Genomic DNA, 19,330 nt, shown 5'->3' with positions numbered 1-19,330 from the left:
CGAACCGGTGACGACCGCGAGAGAAGACCCTTCTCCAGGCAGCAGGGTGGTGAATTCAGACCGAGATCCGGTCCGAAGAAATTCCCCTCAAGATCCGGCGAGGAGCGCAGAGAGTTTTCTCGACCCGAGCGCCGAGAAAGACGAACCGGTGACGACCGCGAGAGAAAACCCTTCTCCAGGCAGAGCGGTGAATTCAGACCGAGATCTGGTCCGAAGAAATTCCCCTCAAGATCTGGTGAGGAGCGCAGAGAGTTTTCCCGACCCGAGCGCCGAGAAAGACGAACCGGTGACGACCGCGAGAGAAAACCTTTCTCCAGACAGGGTGGTGAATTCCGGCCAAAATCCGGCCCGAAGAAATTCTCTTCGAAGCCTGGTTCGGAGACGAGGCAGCAATTCGATAAGCCGAAACGCGGCCCTTCCAAATTTGGTGCGAAGCCCAAGTTCGGGCCGAAATCCGGAGGGAAATTCGGCCCGAAACCAGGCGCGAAGTTTGGCCAGAAGCCAAGTGGAAAGCTCGGCGCGTCCAAGCCAGGTAAAAAGTTTTCGCCACGTCCGGGCAATAAGCCACCGTTCAAGAAGCGTAGTAAGCGAAAGGACGACTCCGGAGAATGAGCGAAGGACGGTGTTCTCTCATCATCGCCATTGACGGCCCTGCAGGCGCGGGCAAGAGCACTGTTGCCTCCCGCCTCGCCAGCCGTTTTGGACTGCTGAACCTCGAGACTGGAGCGATGTACCGCGCCTTTGCTCTCAAGGCTCTCGAACAGGGCATCGATCCGACCAATGACGCGGCACTGGAGCAGCTTGCCGCCAGCACCAACATTGCACTCGAACCGACACCGTCGGGCAATCGCGTCCTGCTCGATGCGACCGATGTCACGCGGCGCATCCGCCAGCCGGATGTGACGCAGGCAGCGTCGCAGGTCAGCGTGCATCCGGCGATCCGCCGCTGGATGGTTGACCAGCAGCGCGAGCTCGGAGCCAGGGGCGGGATTGTGATGGAGGGGCGCGACATCGGCACGGTCGTCTTCCCCCATGCCGACCTCAAGGTCTTTCTTGACGCTTCGCCTGAGGCGCGCAGCGAACGCCGTTATGTTCAATCCGGGAATAGCGGTTCACAGGAAGCTGTGCTGAAGCAGATTCGCGAGCGCGATGAGCGCGACCGCACCCGGGCCCAGTCTCCTCTGAGGCCTGCGCCGGATGCTACGGTCATCGACTCCACTCATATGACACTGGAGGCAGTGGTCTCTACCATCGAGGCGCTGGTCTCGGCCCGGCTCGCCGTTCTCCAGGAGGGTCCCCCCCTCCCCCCTATGTAGCAATTGTTTTATTTATTTTCAATGACTTACGAGGGGGTTACCCCCTGCTATCCTATTGATTCTTCTATTGCTTGTGCACTACTACAGTGTTTTCAAATATTTAGAGGATGCCCCATTTTGAGGGGTGAAAATATACTCGATTAGCCTAGCCGGAATAACCTTTGAGCAACTAATCAATCTGCTCCCAAAATAGTATCTATGACTGCAAGACATTCATCTATTCCACGCTGCATAAGAACATTAGAATCCAAGACCACCTCTCGTACTTTAGCTAAGAAACTAAGGTGAAGTTGACTTTCTAATGTAACTTGCCCTGATTGTCGTGCTGTCCAAAACTGTTCGCCACTCCAGTACACAACATTATGAAAACACTGAATCCAAGAACCATTTGGGCTTTTGAGTGAATTGCAAGTTCCATGTGGTATGTGTACAGTTTCTCTACCTAGATGTGTCTGAGAATAAGTCTTGTGATGAAATAAGAAAAAAGAGTGCTCCCCCATCGTGAGTGGGGCCTAGGACATACGCAAATTTATTTGCGGGCGAATGTCCCATTCCCACAAAATTTTTGATGTGGATAACAGACCCAGACGGAGGGAGAGCAGACAGCGTAGAAGTCGCCATTTTTGAGATTTACTTATAGCGACGAGCTAAATCGGATGCACATTCAATTTCATGCTGTCCTTCAGAGAGATTTTCCTTCTGTAAAAGTTCAAGCATGTGCTGACTCTCAGGAGTTGTATCAAATAGAAGTTCAAAATCTATTTTCCGATTCATCTCCGCCTTGTTCCAAGCAGCCTCTTCATGCGATAAATCGCTTAGTTTTTCCGCTGACATTTTGCCCAAGGATTCAATTACCTCATCCATGACGGTCATATCAGAGCGGGAGAAGACATTCCTATCAAATTCTTCAATAGGCTTTACATCTATACCCTTTACTTCGATTTTCTTATCAAACAACTCTGATACATCTTCAAAATATGCTGTATGGCGCATCAAGTTCAGTCCCATACTTGGCACAGGACCAAATTTCATTCGTATATAGGTATCTCCGCTGATTGGGCGGCCATAGCGATTTAGGTGAGTTTTGTCGGAGTAATACATTAACTTACTAATTTTCATTTTCGTTGCATAAGGGCAACGTTTGGCAAAGTAGGCAATCATGTTCACTACTTTTTCGCCATTTGAGTGATATCTAAGCATTACAGAAATTTTTCCTTAAGGGTTTTGATGCTTTTGAGCCATTTTTGGCCTCCATTCGGTTTAATACATTTCAGAATGGAAGTTCATTTCCCAAGGTTTAAAACCATCTTTACTGATAAGACATAATTGCGCTAGTAAAATCGTCGAGGTTTTTCGCAATAGTAGCGAGTTTTACACAGGAAAGTCCATTAATGAAACTCTATCTAGGGCCTTTGGGGACTTCTTTAGCTTATCGGCCTTTTCCTTCTTCTTCTTCTTCTTGCTTGGAATCTTCTTTATTCCTTCTTATTTTGATACCTATATGATTTTAAATGGGGTTTTGATTGAGTTAGCCAGTATATTTCTACCCGCGCAAAATGAGAAACGCCCCTCTAGGGGACGTTTCTTCTGAATTCTTCCTCTACTTTCAGGATAGCAAATTCAGCGAAACAGTATGCCAAGTTTTTTTGGACTGTATGTGCTTTGGATTGTGCTGGTTAGGGGATTTGCGGTGAGCCTGGGGGCTTGACAAGAGATGTTTCCACCGCTCTTCGGCATCGCTCAGGACAGGGTGTGGGCGCGGAGTTCACTCACTGGAAATCTGCTGAGGAAATCTTTCACCACAGAGGACACGGAGAACACAGAGTTTAACTGCCTCCAGGTTAGCTTCTCACCCCGATTCGCGAACCCGGGCACCGACAGATCCCGCTACCCTTTGGATTCCTGGTTGAGCAATATCCCGCCTTGCTTTGCAAGGCCTCCCACGAACTTTGTTCGTGGCGGTCCTTCGACTACGCTCAGGATGACACATTTGTGCTGCTTGCTGATGCCGTAGTACCTGCTTGCCGTAATACATGCTACTGTTCGGTTGGGTTCTCGTCGGCGCCTTTCGGGGCTCGCAGATGTTTTGGTTCGGCTGGAGGCTCCGGGGGCTTGGGCGGCGCAGGAGGCGCTGCTTCTGCCGGACCGCCTTTGCGCAGGGCAATGTCGCCGTGGTTTGTGGAAAGCTCCAGGTGCGGGCCGCCTTTGCCTACCTGCCCTTCTGCGGATTTGCGTCCGTTTGAGCTGCTGATATTGATGGGGAAGTCAGCGGTCAGATCGCCGTCCGCATTCGAAGCGCTCACAGTAAAGTTTGTGTTTTCCGGCACGGTAACGGAGATGTCGCCGCTGCGGTTCGATATCTGGATGTTGCCCAATGGGTTTGTCGTGGTTATGGTGATGTCGCCGTTGTTGTTCTCGACGTGAGCATCGCCGGAGAGCTGCGCCAGGTCAATGTTTTTCGATCGAGTCACCACACGTACCGGGCCGACGGCCTGCGTCAGGCTCAGGTCGCCTGAATCCATGGTCATCTCGCCCTGGAGTTTCGGAATGGAGAGGTCGGTGCGGCTGGAGTGGAAGTGGATTGCAGAATTCGCCTGCTCGATGTGTGTATCGCCGAAGAACTCGCCGTCGAGGGTGACATTGCCTTTAATTTCGGAGAGCGTTACGTCGCTCACATGACCGTCGACAGTGATGTCGCCTGTGACCTGATGCGCAGAGAAGTCGCCGTGGTCCATGCGGGCGTGGATATTTGCGCCCATGTTGTCGAATTTCACATCGCCATGGCTCGAGGTCACGTCTGAGGTCGCTTTCAGTCCCTCAACGGTTACGTCGCCGCGGCCGGCATTGACTACGGAAGTTGCGCCAGCGGGCAGCTGCACGGTGAGGTCGACGCGCGCATTGTTACGGCCCTCCACAGTGAGCACTGCGCTCGAACCGGAGTTGATCACCTTCGGCTTCACAGAGTCGAAGGTCTTGCGCGCGTCGTCATCGGACGAGGAGTGCACTACCTGATGCGCCTTTACGTGCATTTGGCTGTCGGGCGATACGGTGATGGTGACGTCTCCGCGCGGGTTCTGTATCTGGACGGATGCGGTGGAAGCAATGGTTTCGTTCATTTCGACGTCGTTGTCGTGCTCTTCGCCCATCATGGTCCAGAAATCATCGCCGTCGCGGAACTGATCGCTCAGAGGCCCCCACATACGCGCTGCGTGTGTTCCCCACCCTGCCAGCAAAATCAGGAGGATGACGAACCCGAAGCCGCCCACCGATCGCCGTCCGGCGTATGGGCTGTTGCGGTCAAGAAAGTATTCGAGCAGCAGGACCAGTCCGATGCCGATGAGCAGCATCGGCCACCATTGCGCGTACCATCCCCAGAAACGCGGCGCGCTCAGCCGGCCTGTTTCAAGCAGCAGGGCAACGATGCCTACAGCTACCAGGATCAGCGGCCCGGCTACAGATGGCCGGCGGTAATAGCGCCAGTAGAATCTCTGCGCATGCGCGGCTTGTTTTTGTGCGCGCGCATAGTCTTTCCATTGCTGGCGGGAATCGCGGGGACTGTAAGGCGGAGGTGCGGCTGCCATGGTCTACCTGCCCTCCCCGGAATTACTTTGCCTGGTTACATCATCCGTAGGAACCAGGGCCGTGGAGGCAGCGCCCGGAGCCCCGGGAGGCACAGGCGCAGGATAGGCGGCCGGCGGATATTGAGGCGGCTCTGCTGTTGCCAGCGCGGCGCGCTGCGCCAGCTTGAGCACGCCAAGAACGATGAGATAGAGCGGCCAGCTTCTGCCGAAGCTCAAAATATTCCATTGATCGAGCAGCGCTGTGACGCCGAAGGTGAGCAGCATGGCCGGACCGGTGATGCGCTGCAGAAAGATGTACTGGTTCATTGCACACCTCCCGCAGGCGGAGGAGGCGGGGTTTCGCGCATCCGCCGCACCAGCAGCCATAGACCAACCGCAATCACAATGATGGGCCACCCATGCCCGACCCAGTCGAAGCGGAAAATGCCCAGCGTGCTGAAGAGGAAGAGCATGCCCACGATGATCAGCACGATCGCGCCCACCGGCTCAGGACGGCGGCCCAATGATCCGGGCATGTCCGGCGGAACAGGAGGCACAGGAGGAACCGGCGGCACCTGCTCGTATCCATATCCGGCTGGAGGCGGCGGTGGCGGGGCAGCATAGGCAGCCTGTGCAGGACCGGCTGCGGGCGGCGCGCCTGCGGCTCCGGCAGGAGGATAAGGCCGGTTAGGAATGCCAATTCTCTGGCCCAGCTCATTCAGCCCAAAGGGATCAGGCAGCGGCATGCCATCGCGTCTGGCTTTGGCGGTCTGGTGCGCGTCAAAGACCTGGTAGAAGACCCATGCGGCGATAAAGACGCCGAAGATGCCATGCTCGTCCGTGATGCCGATGAGCACGACGAAGACCAGCACGTGGATGAGCGCCTTGATGAACTGGCCGTTGTACATGGCGCCCACTCCCGGAATAAACCCGAGAAGAGCAGCGAGACCGGGATTCGGCGCATCGTCAGCTGGAACGACACCGCTGACGTTATAGTTCACGCCGCCCTGCGTTGTTCCCGAAACGTTGTACGCTGTACCCGCCGCTGCTCCGCTCATTCCGAGCTTCGCCGCCAGGCACTGTTCGCAATAGATCACACCCGAAATCGAGCGCACGCATTCCGAGCAAAGCGGCTTGCCGCAATTCTGGCAGTAGGCCGCAACCGGGGATTCAGGATGATTCGCGCAGTTCATACCAAGCTCCTTTCTGCCTGGTCTGCTTCTTTACTTCTGACAACCAATTCATTTACCTCTGAACTTTCATCGCAAGATCTGTCATCCTGAACGGGGCCCAGGACCTCTACGCTGGCCAGCACTGTTTTGCCTTGCAACACCGCCGGCGGAACTACAACATCCTTCCCGCCGCTCTTGCCCGACGGCTTATTGTCCTTGCGCGGCTGCTGCTTCTGCTGTTCTGTTTCCGTGTCCTGGCGCAACTGGCGCACCTTCGACTCGAGCTCGTAGACCCAGCGCAGATTCTCGTAAGAGCTCACTACCTGAGCCTGGACGCGATAGAACTGCCGTGTAAGATTCGTCTGCACCGCTGAAGGCTTCAGGTCGGCCAGGCGCACTTCTCTCAGATTCACGCCGATCATGTTCAGCGTCAGCGCGATCGAGAAGAAAGCCATGGCCACGGTCATCAGCAGGCGCGAATCGCGAAAAGCGCGCTGCATGGCGGCCTGGGCAATGTGCGGGGCCACGGGCTGCACCGGGCCGCCGGCTACGGCGAGCTGCGGCAGCGACGCGCCGCTGGTTTTGCCGAGAATCTTCGTGACCAGATCGCCCGGGGCTGGAGGCTCTTCATGCAGGAACTGCATCCATTCCTGTCCCCGCTTTGCCTGCGCCAGCATCTCTGCGCAAACCGCGCAATCGTTGCCGTGGACGGTAAAGACGGCCTGGTCCTCAGCCGTCAGAGTCCCATCAAGAGCATCTGCCAGCAGGGCTTCCCACTCTTCACAATCGAGCGGGCCTCCTTTGTTCTGCCGGAATGGATTACGCTCAGACATCTAAACCACCTGCCTTCCACTACGATCGAGAAGACGCGCCAGTTCCGCCCGTCCGCGGCTGATACGCGACTTCACGGTCCCTTCAGGAATACGTAAAATCTGCGCGATTTCTTTGTAGTCCATGTCCTGCAGATCGCGCAGTATCACTGCTTCGCGCAGTTCAGGCGAGACTCGCGTCAGCGCCTGCTGCACCATTTTTTCTAATTCTTTCCTGGCAGCATGCTCATGCGGCGTGGGCCGCGGATCAGACAACCGGTCCGCCAGCGGACTGCCCTGCTGCTGCTCTTCGCCATCCCAGCCGGCGTCCATGGAATCGGTGACGCGCTGCTGCTTCGAGCGGCGGAAGTGATCGACGAGCAGATTTCTAGTCAGAGTCGTGATCCAGGTCTGGAAGCTGCCTCGGGCGAGATCGAACGTCGCCAGGTTGCCGTAAATCTTGAGAAAAACTTCCTGCGTCAGGTCCTCGGCATCGTGCGCCGAACCGGTGAAGCGATAGCAGAGCCCATACACGCGCCGATGGTGGGCTTTTACCAGCTCCGTCCATGCCAGCGAATCACCGTCGAGGCACCGCTGCACGACCGCTTGCCAATCAACTTCCAAATGCCTCTCCCCGGCTCTTTCGTACAGACGGCGTGTTCCGCTCGCAGCTGGTGCACCCTGGGGGTTTACGGACCGCGCCGCCGCCCCGGACCCTGCTCCGGCCTGGGCTGCGGGCCTCGCTCCGGTTCTAATCCCGGCGCGGGTGGCCCCCCATCCATTCCACGTTATGGTGCCGGCTGCGCTCATGCAAGAGAATACGCACTTGAGGGAGAATCAGTTCCGTACCCTGAAGAATGAGTTGTTTGCACAAGTTTTCAGCAGTTTAACGCATCGGCCCGCCAGGTGGAGACTAAATGGGATCCTGAACCGATCGGGAGCAACCAAAGGCCTCCAGACCTCCGTCGAACCCTTCATATATAAAAAAGAGAGCCCCCAGAGCTTTCACAAATTCTTGGGTCAGGATATCCCGGCACGGAAAATGAAGTGGTCACGCACGCTTACAATTCTCTGGATCGCATCGATTACCCTGCTCTACGGGGTCCATTTCCTGCATCTACGCGCTGATTTTCCCAATTTTTCGCCGTGGATGGATTACTCGAAATATACAGACGAGGGCTGGTACGGCAGCGCCGCCATCCGATACTTTCTGACTGGGCTCTGGCGTGTGCCGGGGGACTTTAACCCCGCAGTGGCCCTGCCAGTCTGGCCTCTTCTTGAAGGCATTGTCTTCCACTTTACGGGAGTCAGTATTGTCGCTGCGCGCATCCTCGTGTTGCTGGTCTTTGCGGGGAATCTGGCGCTCACATATCTGCTGGTACGAACGCAGCAGAACCGGTGGATCGCGCTGACAGCGGCGACTCTGGCGGCGGCAAGCGCATTTCTTTATGCTTTCAGCCGGCTTGCCATCCTTGAGCCGCTGCTCATCTTCTGGATGCTGCTCTCATGGCTGCTTATCCTGAAGCTGCCCAAAGACCGTACTGCACCCAGACGGTATGCGCTGATCGGGATCGGGCTGCTGCTGTGCCTTGAGATTCTCACCAAGACCACGGCGATTTTTCTCATTCCGGCGACGCTCTATCTGCTCTGGTATGCCGAGGAGTATCGTTTCCGCGACTTTGTCAGGTCTTCTTCGATCATCGCAGCGGCGGCAGCTGTTCCCTGGAGCGCGTATTACTTCCTCGTAGTGCACCCGCGGTATCTTTCCGATTATCACTATCTCTTCGATGCGAATAAGTGGGATCAGCCGAAGACTATCGGCGGATGGATCGGGGCGTTCTGGTATGCCATTCACGGCTCGCTCTGGATCGACAAGCCGCTCGCCATTCTTGCCGCAGCGCTGCTGATTCTGTCGTTCTTTCTTTTGCGCGAGCTGTGGAAGAATCCGGTGTTCGTCGCTTCGCTGCTTGCCGCATCGGGCTACATCTTCTTTACCGGATGGCACAACAATATGCAGCCGCGCTACTACCAGGTGGTCGCCTTTCCTTTGATTCTCGCCGTGTGTGTCGGGTCGGCGGCGTTATGGAAGCGGCAGCGCTGGATGGGCGGCGCCGCACTGGCTGTCATTGTCTTGAGTCTTGGGCTGAATCTGCGCCTGACGGGCCATTTCGTGCGTCATCCGGAATATACATTTATCAACGCTGCCCGCGGGGTGACGCGCTATATCGACCATCATCCCAACGGCAACCGGCTGCTGCTCTCGGTCAGCGGAGCGAACATCACTCTGCTCACGCATTTGCCGTCCATCTGCGATGATTTCGGGACGACTGACCTTGCCTATCGCATCCATACCTACCAGCCTGGCTGGTATGCCGCCTGGAACGAGCTCGATCCGGGAACACTCGAAGACCTTGAAACGCAATACTCACTGCACCGTGTCGCCCGCTTCCCTGCTTTCGACGATGACGACCGCAACGTGTTGATCCTGTACAAGCTGGTTCCCCTGCCGGCGGAAAAGAGGAACTATGAGGTGGCCGAAGAAGCAGCAGCTAATGCAGGGAAATAGGCTGGCTTACTGTTTTCTGCAGCCTTTTATATCAATCGTGTAGATGCAGCCTTGTCAGTAATCGCCATTCTTATCATTGTTCGAGCCTCATGCTGGCGCTCAGGACAAAGCATTGTGAGAAAACGTCCAGTTGATTCAATGCGAAAATCATCGCATGGATTCTTCCTCCCGATGGTCGTCAGAATGACAGGTTAATGCCTACATGGAAATCAAAAGGGCATCCGAATGGATGCCCTTTCTGTTGTGAAGCAGGATTAACTTACGGCAGGTAGTAGCGGAAGGAGGTCTCGAAGATATTGTCGTTGCCCTTCGGGGCGAGTCCGCCCAGTCCAGACCAGCCATAGCGCTCAAAGTAGCTGTACTGAAGACCCTGACGGAAGCGGCCCTTCGGTCCGCGGTAGAAGTCGTACCAGTAGCCCAGGGTGTATTCCTGGATGTTCTTGGTCGGACTGCCGCAGTTAGCCGGAGCGGTTGGCTGATAACCAGCCTGCGGCGAGGAACCTGGAGCAAGCTCAATACCGCAGCCGCTGTCGTTGGTGCCATAGAGCCCATAGCCGATGGCGCCATTCTGCGTGGCAAAGACTCTGCGGAGATCACCCTCAACGCCGCCATGAAAGTAAACGTCCAGGCGGGGGGAACCGTGGAAGACCGCTGTGCCCAGAGCGGCGTAATTGTGCAACAGGGCAAGCTGACCATCCGGACGGACGGTCGTGTCAGGCAGCGTTGAAGAACCATAACGGCCTGCGCCATCGCCGTACAATCCGCTGAATCCAAAATCGAAGTACTTGGTGGCCGGGATGTACATACTGCCGCCTACGCCGCCACCGAGCATGGAATCGTTGTAAGGGGTTCCACCGGTCGGATACACGCGATCACGGAAGAAGCGCGCCACACCGAAGAGTTCATAGTGTCCCCAATGCTTGGGCTCAAAAACGACCTTGGCAAGAAGATCGGGAGCAAGGTTGTAGGAGTAAGTCGCCAGCGGTGCAGAGGAGCTCGCTCCTGGCGCACCACCACCGTTATACAAACCACCGCCTGTTCCGGCCGAGCCGATGAGGTAGTTCGTGGGGCAGGCGAGAGCCGTGCCGGAGGTTGTGGTTCCTTGAGCCGCGCAGCTCGGGGTGAGGGTTTGCGGGTTTTCCACCGAGAAGCCGGCCCAGAGCTGCTTGTTCATGAAGCTCTTTACCACGCGGGCTCCGTATTGACGCGCCCATACAAAGCCGACGTTATACTGCGGGTCGATGTTCTGCGGCAGCAGCTCGGTCTTGTTCAGGATTCCTGTTCTGTTCTCCGCTGCCAGCGACCACATCTGTCCGGCGGTGAAGATCCAGCCGCTGTTCGCTTCAGCCTGTGCCCACAACTGGCGCTGGCGCATCACGTAGCTGTTGCTCTGGTTGTTGTTCGAGGTAACACCGGTGCCCAGCCAGTCCATTTCGTAGTAGCCGCGCAGCGTCCAGTCGTCCAGCTTGCCTTCTGCCGTTATAGCCAGACGGGACTGGCGGCCAGTGCCGAAAAATTCGCCCATTGCGGCGTTGTCCGCGCCCTCAAAAGGAATGGAATTGAAAGGGGTGTTGATGTCAGAGCCGGTTGCGCGGTTCCGATAGACGGTCGCGGCTTCAATGAAGCTGCCCTGCGGCGAAATCGTGATGCCCTTGTAGTTGATGGCATCAGGGTTCTCGATCTTCTTCTTGAACTGTGCCTGCTGGTCCTGCACGGTGGAGACGATTGACTGCGTGTTCGTCTTCAGATCGGAAACCGAGCCCTGCAGACTGGTGACAGCCTGCGTATTCTCGCTCACAGCTGTCTGCTGTGACTGCGCAGCCTGTTGCGCAGCGGTTGCAGCCTGCTGCGCCTGCTGTGCCGCCTGCTGCGCCTGCTGCAGCTGGGCATCGCGGTCAGAAAGCTGCTGCCTCAGCGTCTGGATCTGAGAACTCTGGGAATTCATTTCCTGGCGAAGCGATTCAATCTGCGACTCCACCGACGACTTCTGAGGCGCTTTTCTCGCCCGATGGGTCTTGCTGGTGGAAGCGGTTTGCGCATGCCCGGCAACCAATGCCGATGCAAGCGCCAGGCTTGCCAGCGCCTTCAAATTCGTTTTCATTTGGCCTCTCTTCACAACTTTGGGGTTCGTTCCTGCTCCTGCCATACCCTTCGCCTCTGTGCGCTGACGTTCAGAACGTGTATAAACGTACCTTCAAACGCAGAAAACGCACATCTTAGACTGTATGGGCCGGCAAGAGTCCGATTCCAGCTTCCCAAGCCAGCGTTAAAGAAAGGAGAATGCAATGTTAATAGACTGCGAAAACGCCCCTTAACGTACCTGAAACTGAATGACTTGTAAAAGGGTGAAATTCTCGCTAAACAACATCCCAGCAGTGATTTGCATCAAAAAATAAAAAATCTTAACCCCGGATGAGCCTGCATTTGCACGCCAGGGCGACGGGTGTACCACGTAACCCTTTATCTATGAATCAGAATCAAGACCAAAGTCCACAGAATGCCTGGGGCGACCGGATTCGCGCGCTGAAAAATGTGCCTCCCGTTCTGAAGATTCTTTGGGACTCCGGCCCATCTGTCGTGACCTGGGGTCTGATTCTGCGCGTTTTTGTGGCCCTCATGCCCTGGGCCATTGCCCGCGTTGCGGCCTGGATCATCAACGGCGTCGAGCATGTTCTCCGCCATCAGGCCCTGCCTGACCATTTCTGGTGGATCGTCGGACTGGAGGTAACGCTGGCTGTCATCAACGGCCTTCTCACCCGAACGATTGATTACTTCGACGCCCTGCTTGCCGACCGCTATACCCATTACGTCAGCATCGAAGTGATGCGCCAGGCGGCGCAGCTTGATCTGACGACATACGAAAACCCGGTTTACTATGACCGCCTGGAACGCGCGCGCGTACAGGCCACCGATCGCCTGGTGCTCATCCAGCAGCTTGGACGCCTCTTTCAGCAGATCATCACCACTGTCGTCTTCACCGGGACACTGCTCTACTACTCGCCCTGGCTGCTCCTGCTGCTTGCGCTTGGCGTAGTGCCATCGTTTCTGGGAGAGACACACTTCGCTTTTCTTGGATATGCCAAGAACTTCCGCCAGACTACGGCCAAGCGCCTCATGGATTATCTGCGCCAGGTAGGCGGAAGCAAGGAAGCCGCGAAAGAGCTGAAGCTCTTCAACCTGAACGAGTACCTGACGAACCGCTTCGCCGCGCTCGCCGAGCAGATTTACAAGGAGAACATTGCCCTCTCGCGCAAGAAGCTCATCGGCGGCGGACTGCTCGGCATTTTGAGCACGCTCGGTTACTACGGTTCTTATGCTTACGTGATCTGGCGGGCGGTCCACGGCTACTACAGCATCGGAATCTTCTACTTCATCACCAACGCCATCGTGCAGGCGAGCTCGAACCTGCAGCAGGTCTTCTCGACCGCATCGGGCATTGCCGACCAGGCGCTGTTCCTCACCGACCTGATCGGCTTCTTTGAGATGAAGCCCACGGTGCAGACAAAACCCAATGCGCTGCCTGCTCCGCGGCCTGTCCAGAAGGGCTTTGAATTTCGCAATGTCTCGTTTGCGTATCCGGGAACAGAACGGCGTGTGCTCAAGGACTTCAACTTCACGCTGCGTCCAGGTGAGCGCATTGCTCTGATCGGGGAAAACGGCCAGGGCAAGACCACGGTCGTCAAGCTCATCACGCGGCTCTACGATCCCACCGAAGGACAAATCCTGCTCGACGGCGTAGACCTGCGCGAATATTCGCTCGAAGACCTCCACAAGGAAATCGGGGTCATCTTTCAGGATTTCATGCGCTATGAGATGACTGCGCGCGAAAACATCTCCATTGGACGAGTCGAGATTCCGCACACCGAAGCCGAGATTGAAGGCGCGGCGCAGAAAAGCCTTGCTGCCGGAGTCGTGGCAAAGCTCCAGGGTGGATACGACCAGGTGCTGGGTCGCCGTTTTGAGGGCGGAGTCGATCTCTCCGGAGGCGAGTGGCAGAAGATCGCCCTGGCGCGCGCTTATCTGCGCGATGCGCAGTTGCTGATTCTCGATGAGCCTACCGCGGCGCTGGATGCGCGCAGCGAACTTGAAGTGTTCGAACGCTTTTCCGAGCTGACGGAAGGCAAAATGGCTCTATTGATCTCCCATCGGTTTTCCACCGTACGCATGGCTGACCGCATCGTAGTTTTAGAGGGCGGACAACTGGTCGAGGAAGGCAACCATCAACAGCTCATGGCTTTAGGTGGGCGTTACGCTGAAATGTTTGAGATGCAGGCCGCAAGCTACCGATAAATGCAGGACGCAATGACAGAACAGACATCGACAAATCCTCAACCCGCGAACGAGGAACAGCAGATTCCCGCCGCGGACCCGCGCACCGCCGGACACGCCGCAGTGGCCGGCTGGCATGTCACGCATCGTCCCAAGGGAAAAGGTGTATTCACGACGCGCATGGAGGCCGCGCGTGATGCACTCGATCTGCTGATGACGGAGCTTGAGAATTATGATCCCGGGCCGAATCCCGGCCCCGATCCGCTGCTGGAAATCCGCGAGAATCCGCGCCTCTTTCGCGCGGTAATCCTTGAGGCTTTCTCCATCCGCCGCAAGGTGGAGCGCATTCCGCGCATTGTGCTGCCCGACGGCAGCGAGGAGCCACGCACGGCGGCGCTCGCAGCGGCTTATCTCGATGCGGTGAATTCCACCTGGTCGCCGGACGCGCTGCTTGCATTTCTGAACGAGGCGCAGAAGACCGATGCGCTCGAACTCGAAGAGCTGTGGACGCTGCCTACGATGCTCAAGCTGCTGCTGCTGGAGTGGGTTGTCACCCAGGCCGATGCGCGGCTGCATGCGCCCAAGTCCGCCTCCGCGGGTTCGGCTGATGTGCTGCGCGCGCGCATTCAGAGCGTGCGCGACGTAGGCTTTGCTCCCTGGGCTTCGATCATTGAGCAGCTTGTTGTTTTTGAATCCGTGCTGCAGCAGGATCCGGCGCAGGCCTATCAGCACATGGATTTCGAAAGCCGCGAACAATATCGCAAGCGCGTCTCGGAGATTGCGCGCTTTTCTGAAAGCACAGAGCTGAAGGTGGCTGCTGCTGCTCTTGAAATGGCGAAGAAGGCGCAGCAGGAGCAGATCGCCGATCCGCGTCTCTACCTGCGGCGCGCGCACGTAGGCTACTACCTCATCGACAAGGGCTTTCGCGATCTGGCCCGGCGCATCCGCTACAACCCTCACCTGGTGGATCGCGTGCGCATGTTCATCCAGCGCAACGCCGATGACTGTTTTATCGGCTCCATCGAGGTGCTGACCGTCATTCTGATTGCGGCGATCCTGCTGCCGCTGATCCCTGCTTACTCTATCTTCAGCGGACTCGTGATCACGTTTCTGTTGATGCTGCTGCCCGTGACGCAGGGCGCCATCGATCTCGTCAACAACACCGTTACTTCGCTCTTCAAGGCGCGGGCGCTGCCTAAGATTGACTTCACCAGCGGCATACCGGCGGAATATACGACGCTGGTCGTCATTCCAACGCTACTTATCAACGAAAAGCAGACGCGCGAACTGGTGCGCGAGCTGGAAGTGCGCTTCCTCGCCAACCAGGATCCGAACCTGCACTTCGCCCTGCTTACCGACCTGCCCGATTCCATCACGCGGCCGCGCGAGAACGACACCGATCCGCTGGTCGATCTGGCTGTAAATCTCGTCAACGACCTGAATGCGCGCTACAAGTCGCCGAAGCACGGCTCCTTCATGCTGCTGCATCGCCATCGCCTGTTCAATGCGAAGCAGGGCGTCTGGATGGGCTGGGAGCGCAAGCGCGGCAAGCTGCTGGACCTGAACAAATTCCTGCTCGGCGCTTTCGATGCATTCCCGGTCAAGACCGGCAACCTTGAGATCCTCAAGCAGGTCCAGTACATCATCACTCTCGATTCGGACACGCAGCTTCCCCGCGGAGCCGCGCATGCCATGGTTGGCGCTATGGTCCATCCGCTGAACCGCGCCATCATCGATCCTGAACGCCGCATTGTGACGGAAGGCTACGGCATTCTGCAGCCGCGCGTCGGCGTCAGCGTGCATTCGGCCTCGCGCTCGCGCCTGGCGGCGCTCTATTCCGGGCAGACGGGCTTCGATGTCTATACCCGCGCCATCTCGGATGTTTATCAGGACCTTTATGGCGAAGGCATCTTCACCGGCAAGGGCATTTATGAAGTCGCGACGCTGCATGCTGTGCTCGATCGCCGCTTCCCGCGCAACTCTCTGCTGAGCCATGACCTGATCGAAGGCGCTTATGCCCGCGCGGGGCTGGCTACGGATATTGAAGTTATCGACGATTATCCGTCGCACTATTCGGCCTACACGCGCCGCAAGCACCGCTGGGTGCGCGGCGACTGGCAGATTGTGCAGTGGCTCTTCTCGCGCGTGCCCGATGAATCGAACCGCTACGTGCGCAACCCCATCTCGACCATTTCGCGGTGGAAGATTTTTGATAATCTGCGTCGCTCGCTGGTTGAGCCTCTGACCATGGTCCTGCTCGTTGCCGGATGGCTTGGTCTCCCGGGCGGACCGCTTTACTGGACCCTGGTGACGGTCCTGCTGATGTTTCTGCCGACCTTCGTGCAGTTGCTCTTCTCGATGGGCCGCGCCATTTTCAGCGAGCAGGAAGGGGCCGTGCGCGAGGCGTTCCTGGGCTTCCTGCAGAGCGGCTTCATCGCTTTGCTGAATCTCATTTTCCTTCCGCACCAGACGATGCTCGCTGTCGACGCCATTGTGCGCTCGCTGGTGCGCCGCTTCATCACCGGGCAGCGCCTGCTTGAGTGGGAGACTGCTGCGCAGGCCGAAGCGGAGACCACATCCCGGCGCCTGACGCCGGTAGACCGCTACCTTGCCATCATTCCGCTCTTTGCGATTCTTCTCGGCGTGATCGTGCTGGCGGTTTCTTTGAAATCGTTGATCATTGCTACTCCTATCCTGGTGCTCTGGGGCTTTTCCGGGGGAATCACTTACTGGCTCAACCAGCCTCCGCGCGACGTGGCCCGCAAACTCTCCAAGGACGACGACCTCTTCCTGCGTGAGCATGCGCTGCGCATCTGGCGCTACTTCTACCAGTTCGGCGGCAAAAACCACAATTACCTGATACCCGACAACGTCGAAGAAGATGGACTCTTCGAGGCTGCGCGCGTCTCGCCCACGAACCTCGGCCTGCTGCTCAATGCGCGCCAGGCGGCCTGCGAGTTCGGCTTTCTTACGGTGCCGGAGTTTGCCTCTCTTACACACTCAAGCTTCGCCACCATGGCGCGGATGCAGAAATCGCGCGGGCACCTGCTGAACTGGTACAACACGCAGACGCTTGAGCTGCTGGGACCTAATCCTTCTGTCTCTTCAGTCGACAGCGGCAACCTTGTGGCGTCACTCTACACCCTGCGCAGCGGAGCCTTGTTCCTGCTCAAGGAACCGCTGGTCTCGCAGAAGATGTTCGGCGGCATTCTCACTCACTGGAAGGTGCTGCGGTCGCAAATTCCCAGCCTTGCGAAAAAATTTACCTCTCCACCCGAAACCAGCACCGACATCGAGGCATGGATTGCATGGGTCATGCAGTCGAACCCGGCGGCATGGGCTGAGATTTCCGTTCCGGAAAGCGAAGATCCCTTCTGGCTCCAGGAAATCCAGGTGCGTCTGCGTGCTGCCCAATCGCTGCTCGAAGACTATATGCCGTGGCTTCTGCCTGAGTTCGAGCCGCTTCACCATTTGCCGCAGCTCGGTTTGCGCGAAGAAACCGTCTTCCCCGCTCTTGAAAATGCGGCGGACTATGCCGAGCAGCTCAGCTCCCGGCTGGCGCGCGCCTGGGCTACAGGCGATGAAGATGGCGGGAATGTCTTTCTCGGAGAGAAACTTCGCTCGCTGCTGCCTGCGGCCAAAGAGCGCCTGTGCAATCTGACCGGGAGCGTACAGGCTGTTTCCAATGAAGCCGGGCAGATGATCGAAGAGATGGACTTCGCCTTCCTGCTGCAGAAAGGCCGCATGCTGCTCTCGATCGGCTATGATCTTGCGCCACAGAAGCTGCACCCGGCCTGCTACGACCTGCTGGCATCGGAGGCGCGCATCGCCGCCTTTGTCGGGATTGCCAAGGGCGATCTTCCCCAGCAGGTCTGGTTCAAGATGGCGCGCATGCACACTATGGCTTATGGCCGCATGGTGCTGCTCTCCTGGACCGGCACGATGTTCGAATACCTGATGCCTTCGCTCTGGATGCGCAGCTATCCCGATACGCTGGTGCCGCGCTCGCTCAGCGCCGCGGTGGCCATTCAGCAGGCCTTCGGGCGCGAGAACCGGATTCCCTGGGGCATTTCCGAATCCGGCTATGCCGCCAAGACGGACGACGGCCACTATCACTACCAGGCCTTCGGCATCCCCAAGATCTCGCTCAAGTGGGACGCGACCGCCGGTCCCGTCGTCTCGCCTTACTCGACCTTCCTCGCGCTGGGTGTCGACCCGGCCGAGTCTCTGCGCAACCTGCGCCGCATGGCGAGCATGGGATGGGTCGGAGCTTTCGGCTTCTATGAAGCTGCCGATTACATGCATTCAGCCAAAAATCCGCAGCTGGCGCGCGAATGGATGGCGCACCACCAGGGCATGTCGCTCATGGCGCTTTTGAACCTGCTCGACGATGACAAGACCAGGGAGTGGTTCCACGCCAACCCCGAACTGCAGGCCACGGAGCTGCTGCTGCATGAAAAACCGATCAGCGAAGCAGCGCTCAAGGCAGAGCATCGCCAGTTCGCTCCGCGGCGGGTGAAGAACGCTTCATTGAAGAAAGCCAGCTAAGGGACAGTTTGATATGGCTGACACATTCACGATTGATCCGGCTCACACGGCCGTATTGAGCATGGATTGTCAAGCCGGCATCGTTTCCATCTACACCCGAGAGGGCAGAGATGCCTTTCTGGCTCGGGTCGCAAGTGTTCTCAATCATGCTCGCGCTACCGGCATTACCATAATCCACATCCAGGTAGGTTTTCGGCCTGGACTTCCTGAGATCAGTTCCCGAAATGCACTCTTCGGCGCCATTAAATCCTCGGAGCAGCACCAGCAACTTTTCCAGGAACCGCTCGGAGCGATCCCAGACACCATCGCACCGCATGACAATGAAATCGTTATAACCAAGCACCGCATCAGTGCCTTCGCCGGCACGGATCTCGCTATGATCCTTCGCGCCAATGAGATCGATACATTGATTCTCTGCGGCATTGCGACCAGTGGTGTCGTCCTCTCCACTCTCATCGAAGCTGCTGACGCCGATTACCGTCTTGCGGTTATCGGTGATTGTTGCGCTGACCTGGACTCAGCGCTTCACGATTGCCTCATCCAGCGATTCTTCCCTACACGCTCGTCAGTCTTGTCGTCTGAGAGTTTTATCGGCGCCAGCACCTCGTCGAGGAAGAATAAACAATCGTGAAAGCTCCCTTTAAGCAAATCAGATGTATTGACACAGACTGGCCTTAGCCGTCGCGCGGAATGCACGCGCTAGTTTGATCGTAGGCTGACACGGATGAACGCTCAGCAAGAAGTGAACCAAGGCTACACGCATCACTTCCCATAAGCCGACTAATGAGATGGTCCGCCGCCGTAACCCTCCGCTGAGGCGGAGGATGGTAGCAGCGGTTAGAGGAGGATCATCGATATGCAGATTCGTTCGGTTGGCATTGACCTGGGCAAGACCACATTTCACCTTGTTGCGCTGGGAACCTCCGGCAAGATGCTGGTGAAGAAAAAGTTCACTCAGAGGCAGCTGCTGGCGTTTACAGCGAACATGCAGACTTCGCTGATCGGCCTGGAAGCGTGCTCTGGAGCGCATTTCCTCGGAAGAGCCTTGAAGCAGCAGGGCCACGATGTCAGGCTCATTGCGGCGCAGTTC

General features: G+C 57.2%; 13 protein-coding genes and 1 pseudogene. 7 read left to right on the top strand and 7 right to left on the bottom strand.

The window, feature by feature from the left end; all coding sequences use genetic code 11:
• Together AC5S16_RS22950 and cmk are read left to right on the top strand one after the other, a co-directional pair.
• Positions 1-612 (top strand): hypothetical protein (locus tag AC5S16_RS22950; RefSeq protein WP_493932456.1); only part of this gene is annotated, 612 nt, incomplete at its 5' end.
• Positions 609-1,316 carry a (d)CMP kinase gene (cmk, locus tag AC5S16_RS22945; RefSeq protein WP_493932455.1) on the top strand — a complete coding sequence of 236 codons (708 nt, stop codon included), beginning with the start codon at positions 609-611 and terminating at the stop codon, positions 1,314-1,316. The genes AC5S16_RS22950 and cmk, both read left to right, overlap by 4 nt.
• A 630-nt stretch (positions 1,317-1,946) precedes the next feature.
• Here the strand turns inward: cmk and AC5S16_RS22940 are convergent.
• The 6 genes from AC5S16_RS22940 to AC5S16_RS22915 form a co-directional block, all read right to left on the bottom strand.
• Positions 1,947-2,516 carry a Panacea domain-containing protein gene (locus tag AC5S16_RS22940; RefSeq protein WP_493932454.1) on the bottom strand — a complete coding sequence of 190 codons (570 nt, stop codon included), beginning with the start codon at positions 2,514-2,516 and terminating at the stop codon, positions 1,947-1,949.
• 836 nt (positions 2,517-3,352) lie between these two features.
• Entirely contained in the window at positions 3,353-4,897 is a 1,545-nt protein-coding gene (locus tag AC5S16_RS22935; protein WP_493932453.1) for a DUF4097 family beta strand repeat-containing protein, read from the bottom strand.
• Positions 4,898-4,900: 3 nt separating this feature from the next.
• Positions 4,901-5,203, bottom strand: a complete 303-nt coding sequence (locus tag AC5S16_RS22930; RefSeq protein WP_493932452.1) for a LiaI-LiaF-like domain-containing protein — start codon at positions 5,201-5,203, stop codon at positions 4,901-4,903.
• Positions 5,200-6,069 carry a B-box zinc finger protein gene (locus AC5S16_RS22925; protein WP_493932451.1) on the bottom strand — a complete coding sequence of 290 codons (870 nt, stop codon included), beginning with the start codon at positions 6,067-6,069 and terminating at the stop codon, positions 5,200-5,202. Before AC5S16_RS22925 ends, AC5S16_RS22930 begins: the two co-directional genes overlap by 4 nt.
• Complete coding sequence (locus tag AC5S16_RS22920) at positions 6,066-6,881, bottom strand: anti-sigma factor family protein (protein WP_493932450.1); 816 nt, start codon at positions 6,879-6,881, stop codon at positions 6,066-6,068. Before AC5S16_RS22920 ends, AC5S16_RS22925 begins: the two co-directional genes overlap by 4 nt.
• On the bottom strand, positions 6,882-7,481 hold the full coding sequence (locus AC5S16_RS22915; protein WP_493932449.1) for an RNA polymerase sigma factor: 600 nt from the start codon (positions 7,479-7,481) through the stop codon (positions 6,882-6,884).
• A 418-nt stretch (positions 7,482-7,899) separates the two neighbouring features.
• Between AC5S16_RS22915 and AC5S16_RS22910 the strand changes: the two genes are divergently transcribed.
• A complete protein-coding gene (locus AC5S16_RS22910; RefSeq protein WP_493932448.1) occupies positions 7,900-9,423 on the top strand; it encodes a glycosyltransferase family 39 protein in 1,524 nt (507 codons plus the stop codon).
• Positions 9,424-9,682: 259 nt separating this feature from the next.
• On the opposite strand, the gene AC5S16_RS22905 is transcribed toward AC5S16_RS22910, so the two are convergent.
• A complete protein-coding gene (locus tag AC5S16_RS22905) occupies positions 9,683-11,524 on the bottom strand; it encodes a hypothetical protein (RefSeq protein ID WP_493932447.1) in 1,842 nt (613 codons plus the stop codon).
• Between the two features lie 365 nt (positions 11,525-11,889).
• On the opposite strand from AC5S16_RS22905, the gene AC5S16_RS22900 reads away from it, so the two are divergent.
• From AC5S16_RS22900 to AC5S16_RS22885, 4 genes and pseudogenes are all read left to right on the top strand, one after another.
• The gene (locus AC5S16_RS22900) at positions 11,890-13,713 is read left to right on the top strand and encodes an ABC transporter ATP-binding protein (protein ID WP_493932446.1); all 1,824 of its coding nucleotides are present in this window, start codon (positions 11,890-11,892) and stop codon (positions 13,711-13,713) included.
• 12 nt (positions 13,714-13,725) lie between these two features.
• Positions 13,726-18,240, top strand: a complete 4,515-nt coding sequence (locus tag AC5S16_RS22895; RefSeq protein ID WP_493932445.1) for a glucoamylase family protein — start codon at positions 13,726-13,728, stop codon at positions 18,238-18,240.
• A 13-nt stretch (positions 18,241-18,253) separates the two neighbouring features.
• Positions 18,254-18,871, top strand: a complete 618-nt coding sequence (locus AC5S16_RS22890; protein ID WP_493932444.1) for a cysteine hydrolase family protein — start codon at positions 18,254-18,256, stop codon at positions 18,869-18,871.
• A gap of 225 nt (positions 18,872-19,096) precedes the next feature.
• Positions 19,097-19,330: pseudogene (locus tag AC5S16_RS22885) on the top strand (IS110 family transposase); the annotation flags it as partial.

Source organism: Acidobacterium sp. FHG110202_01 (assembly GCF_059115305.1).
This window is presented reverse-complemented; position numbering and strand designations above follow the sequence as displayed.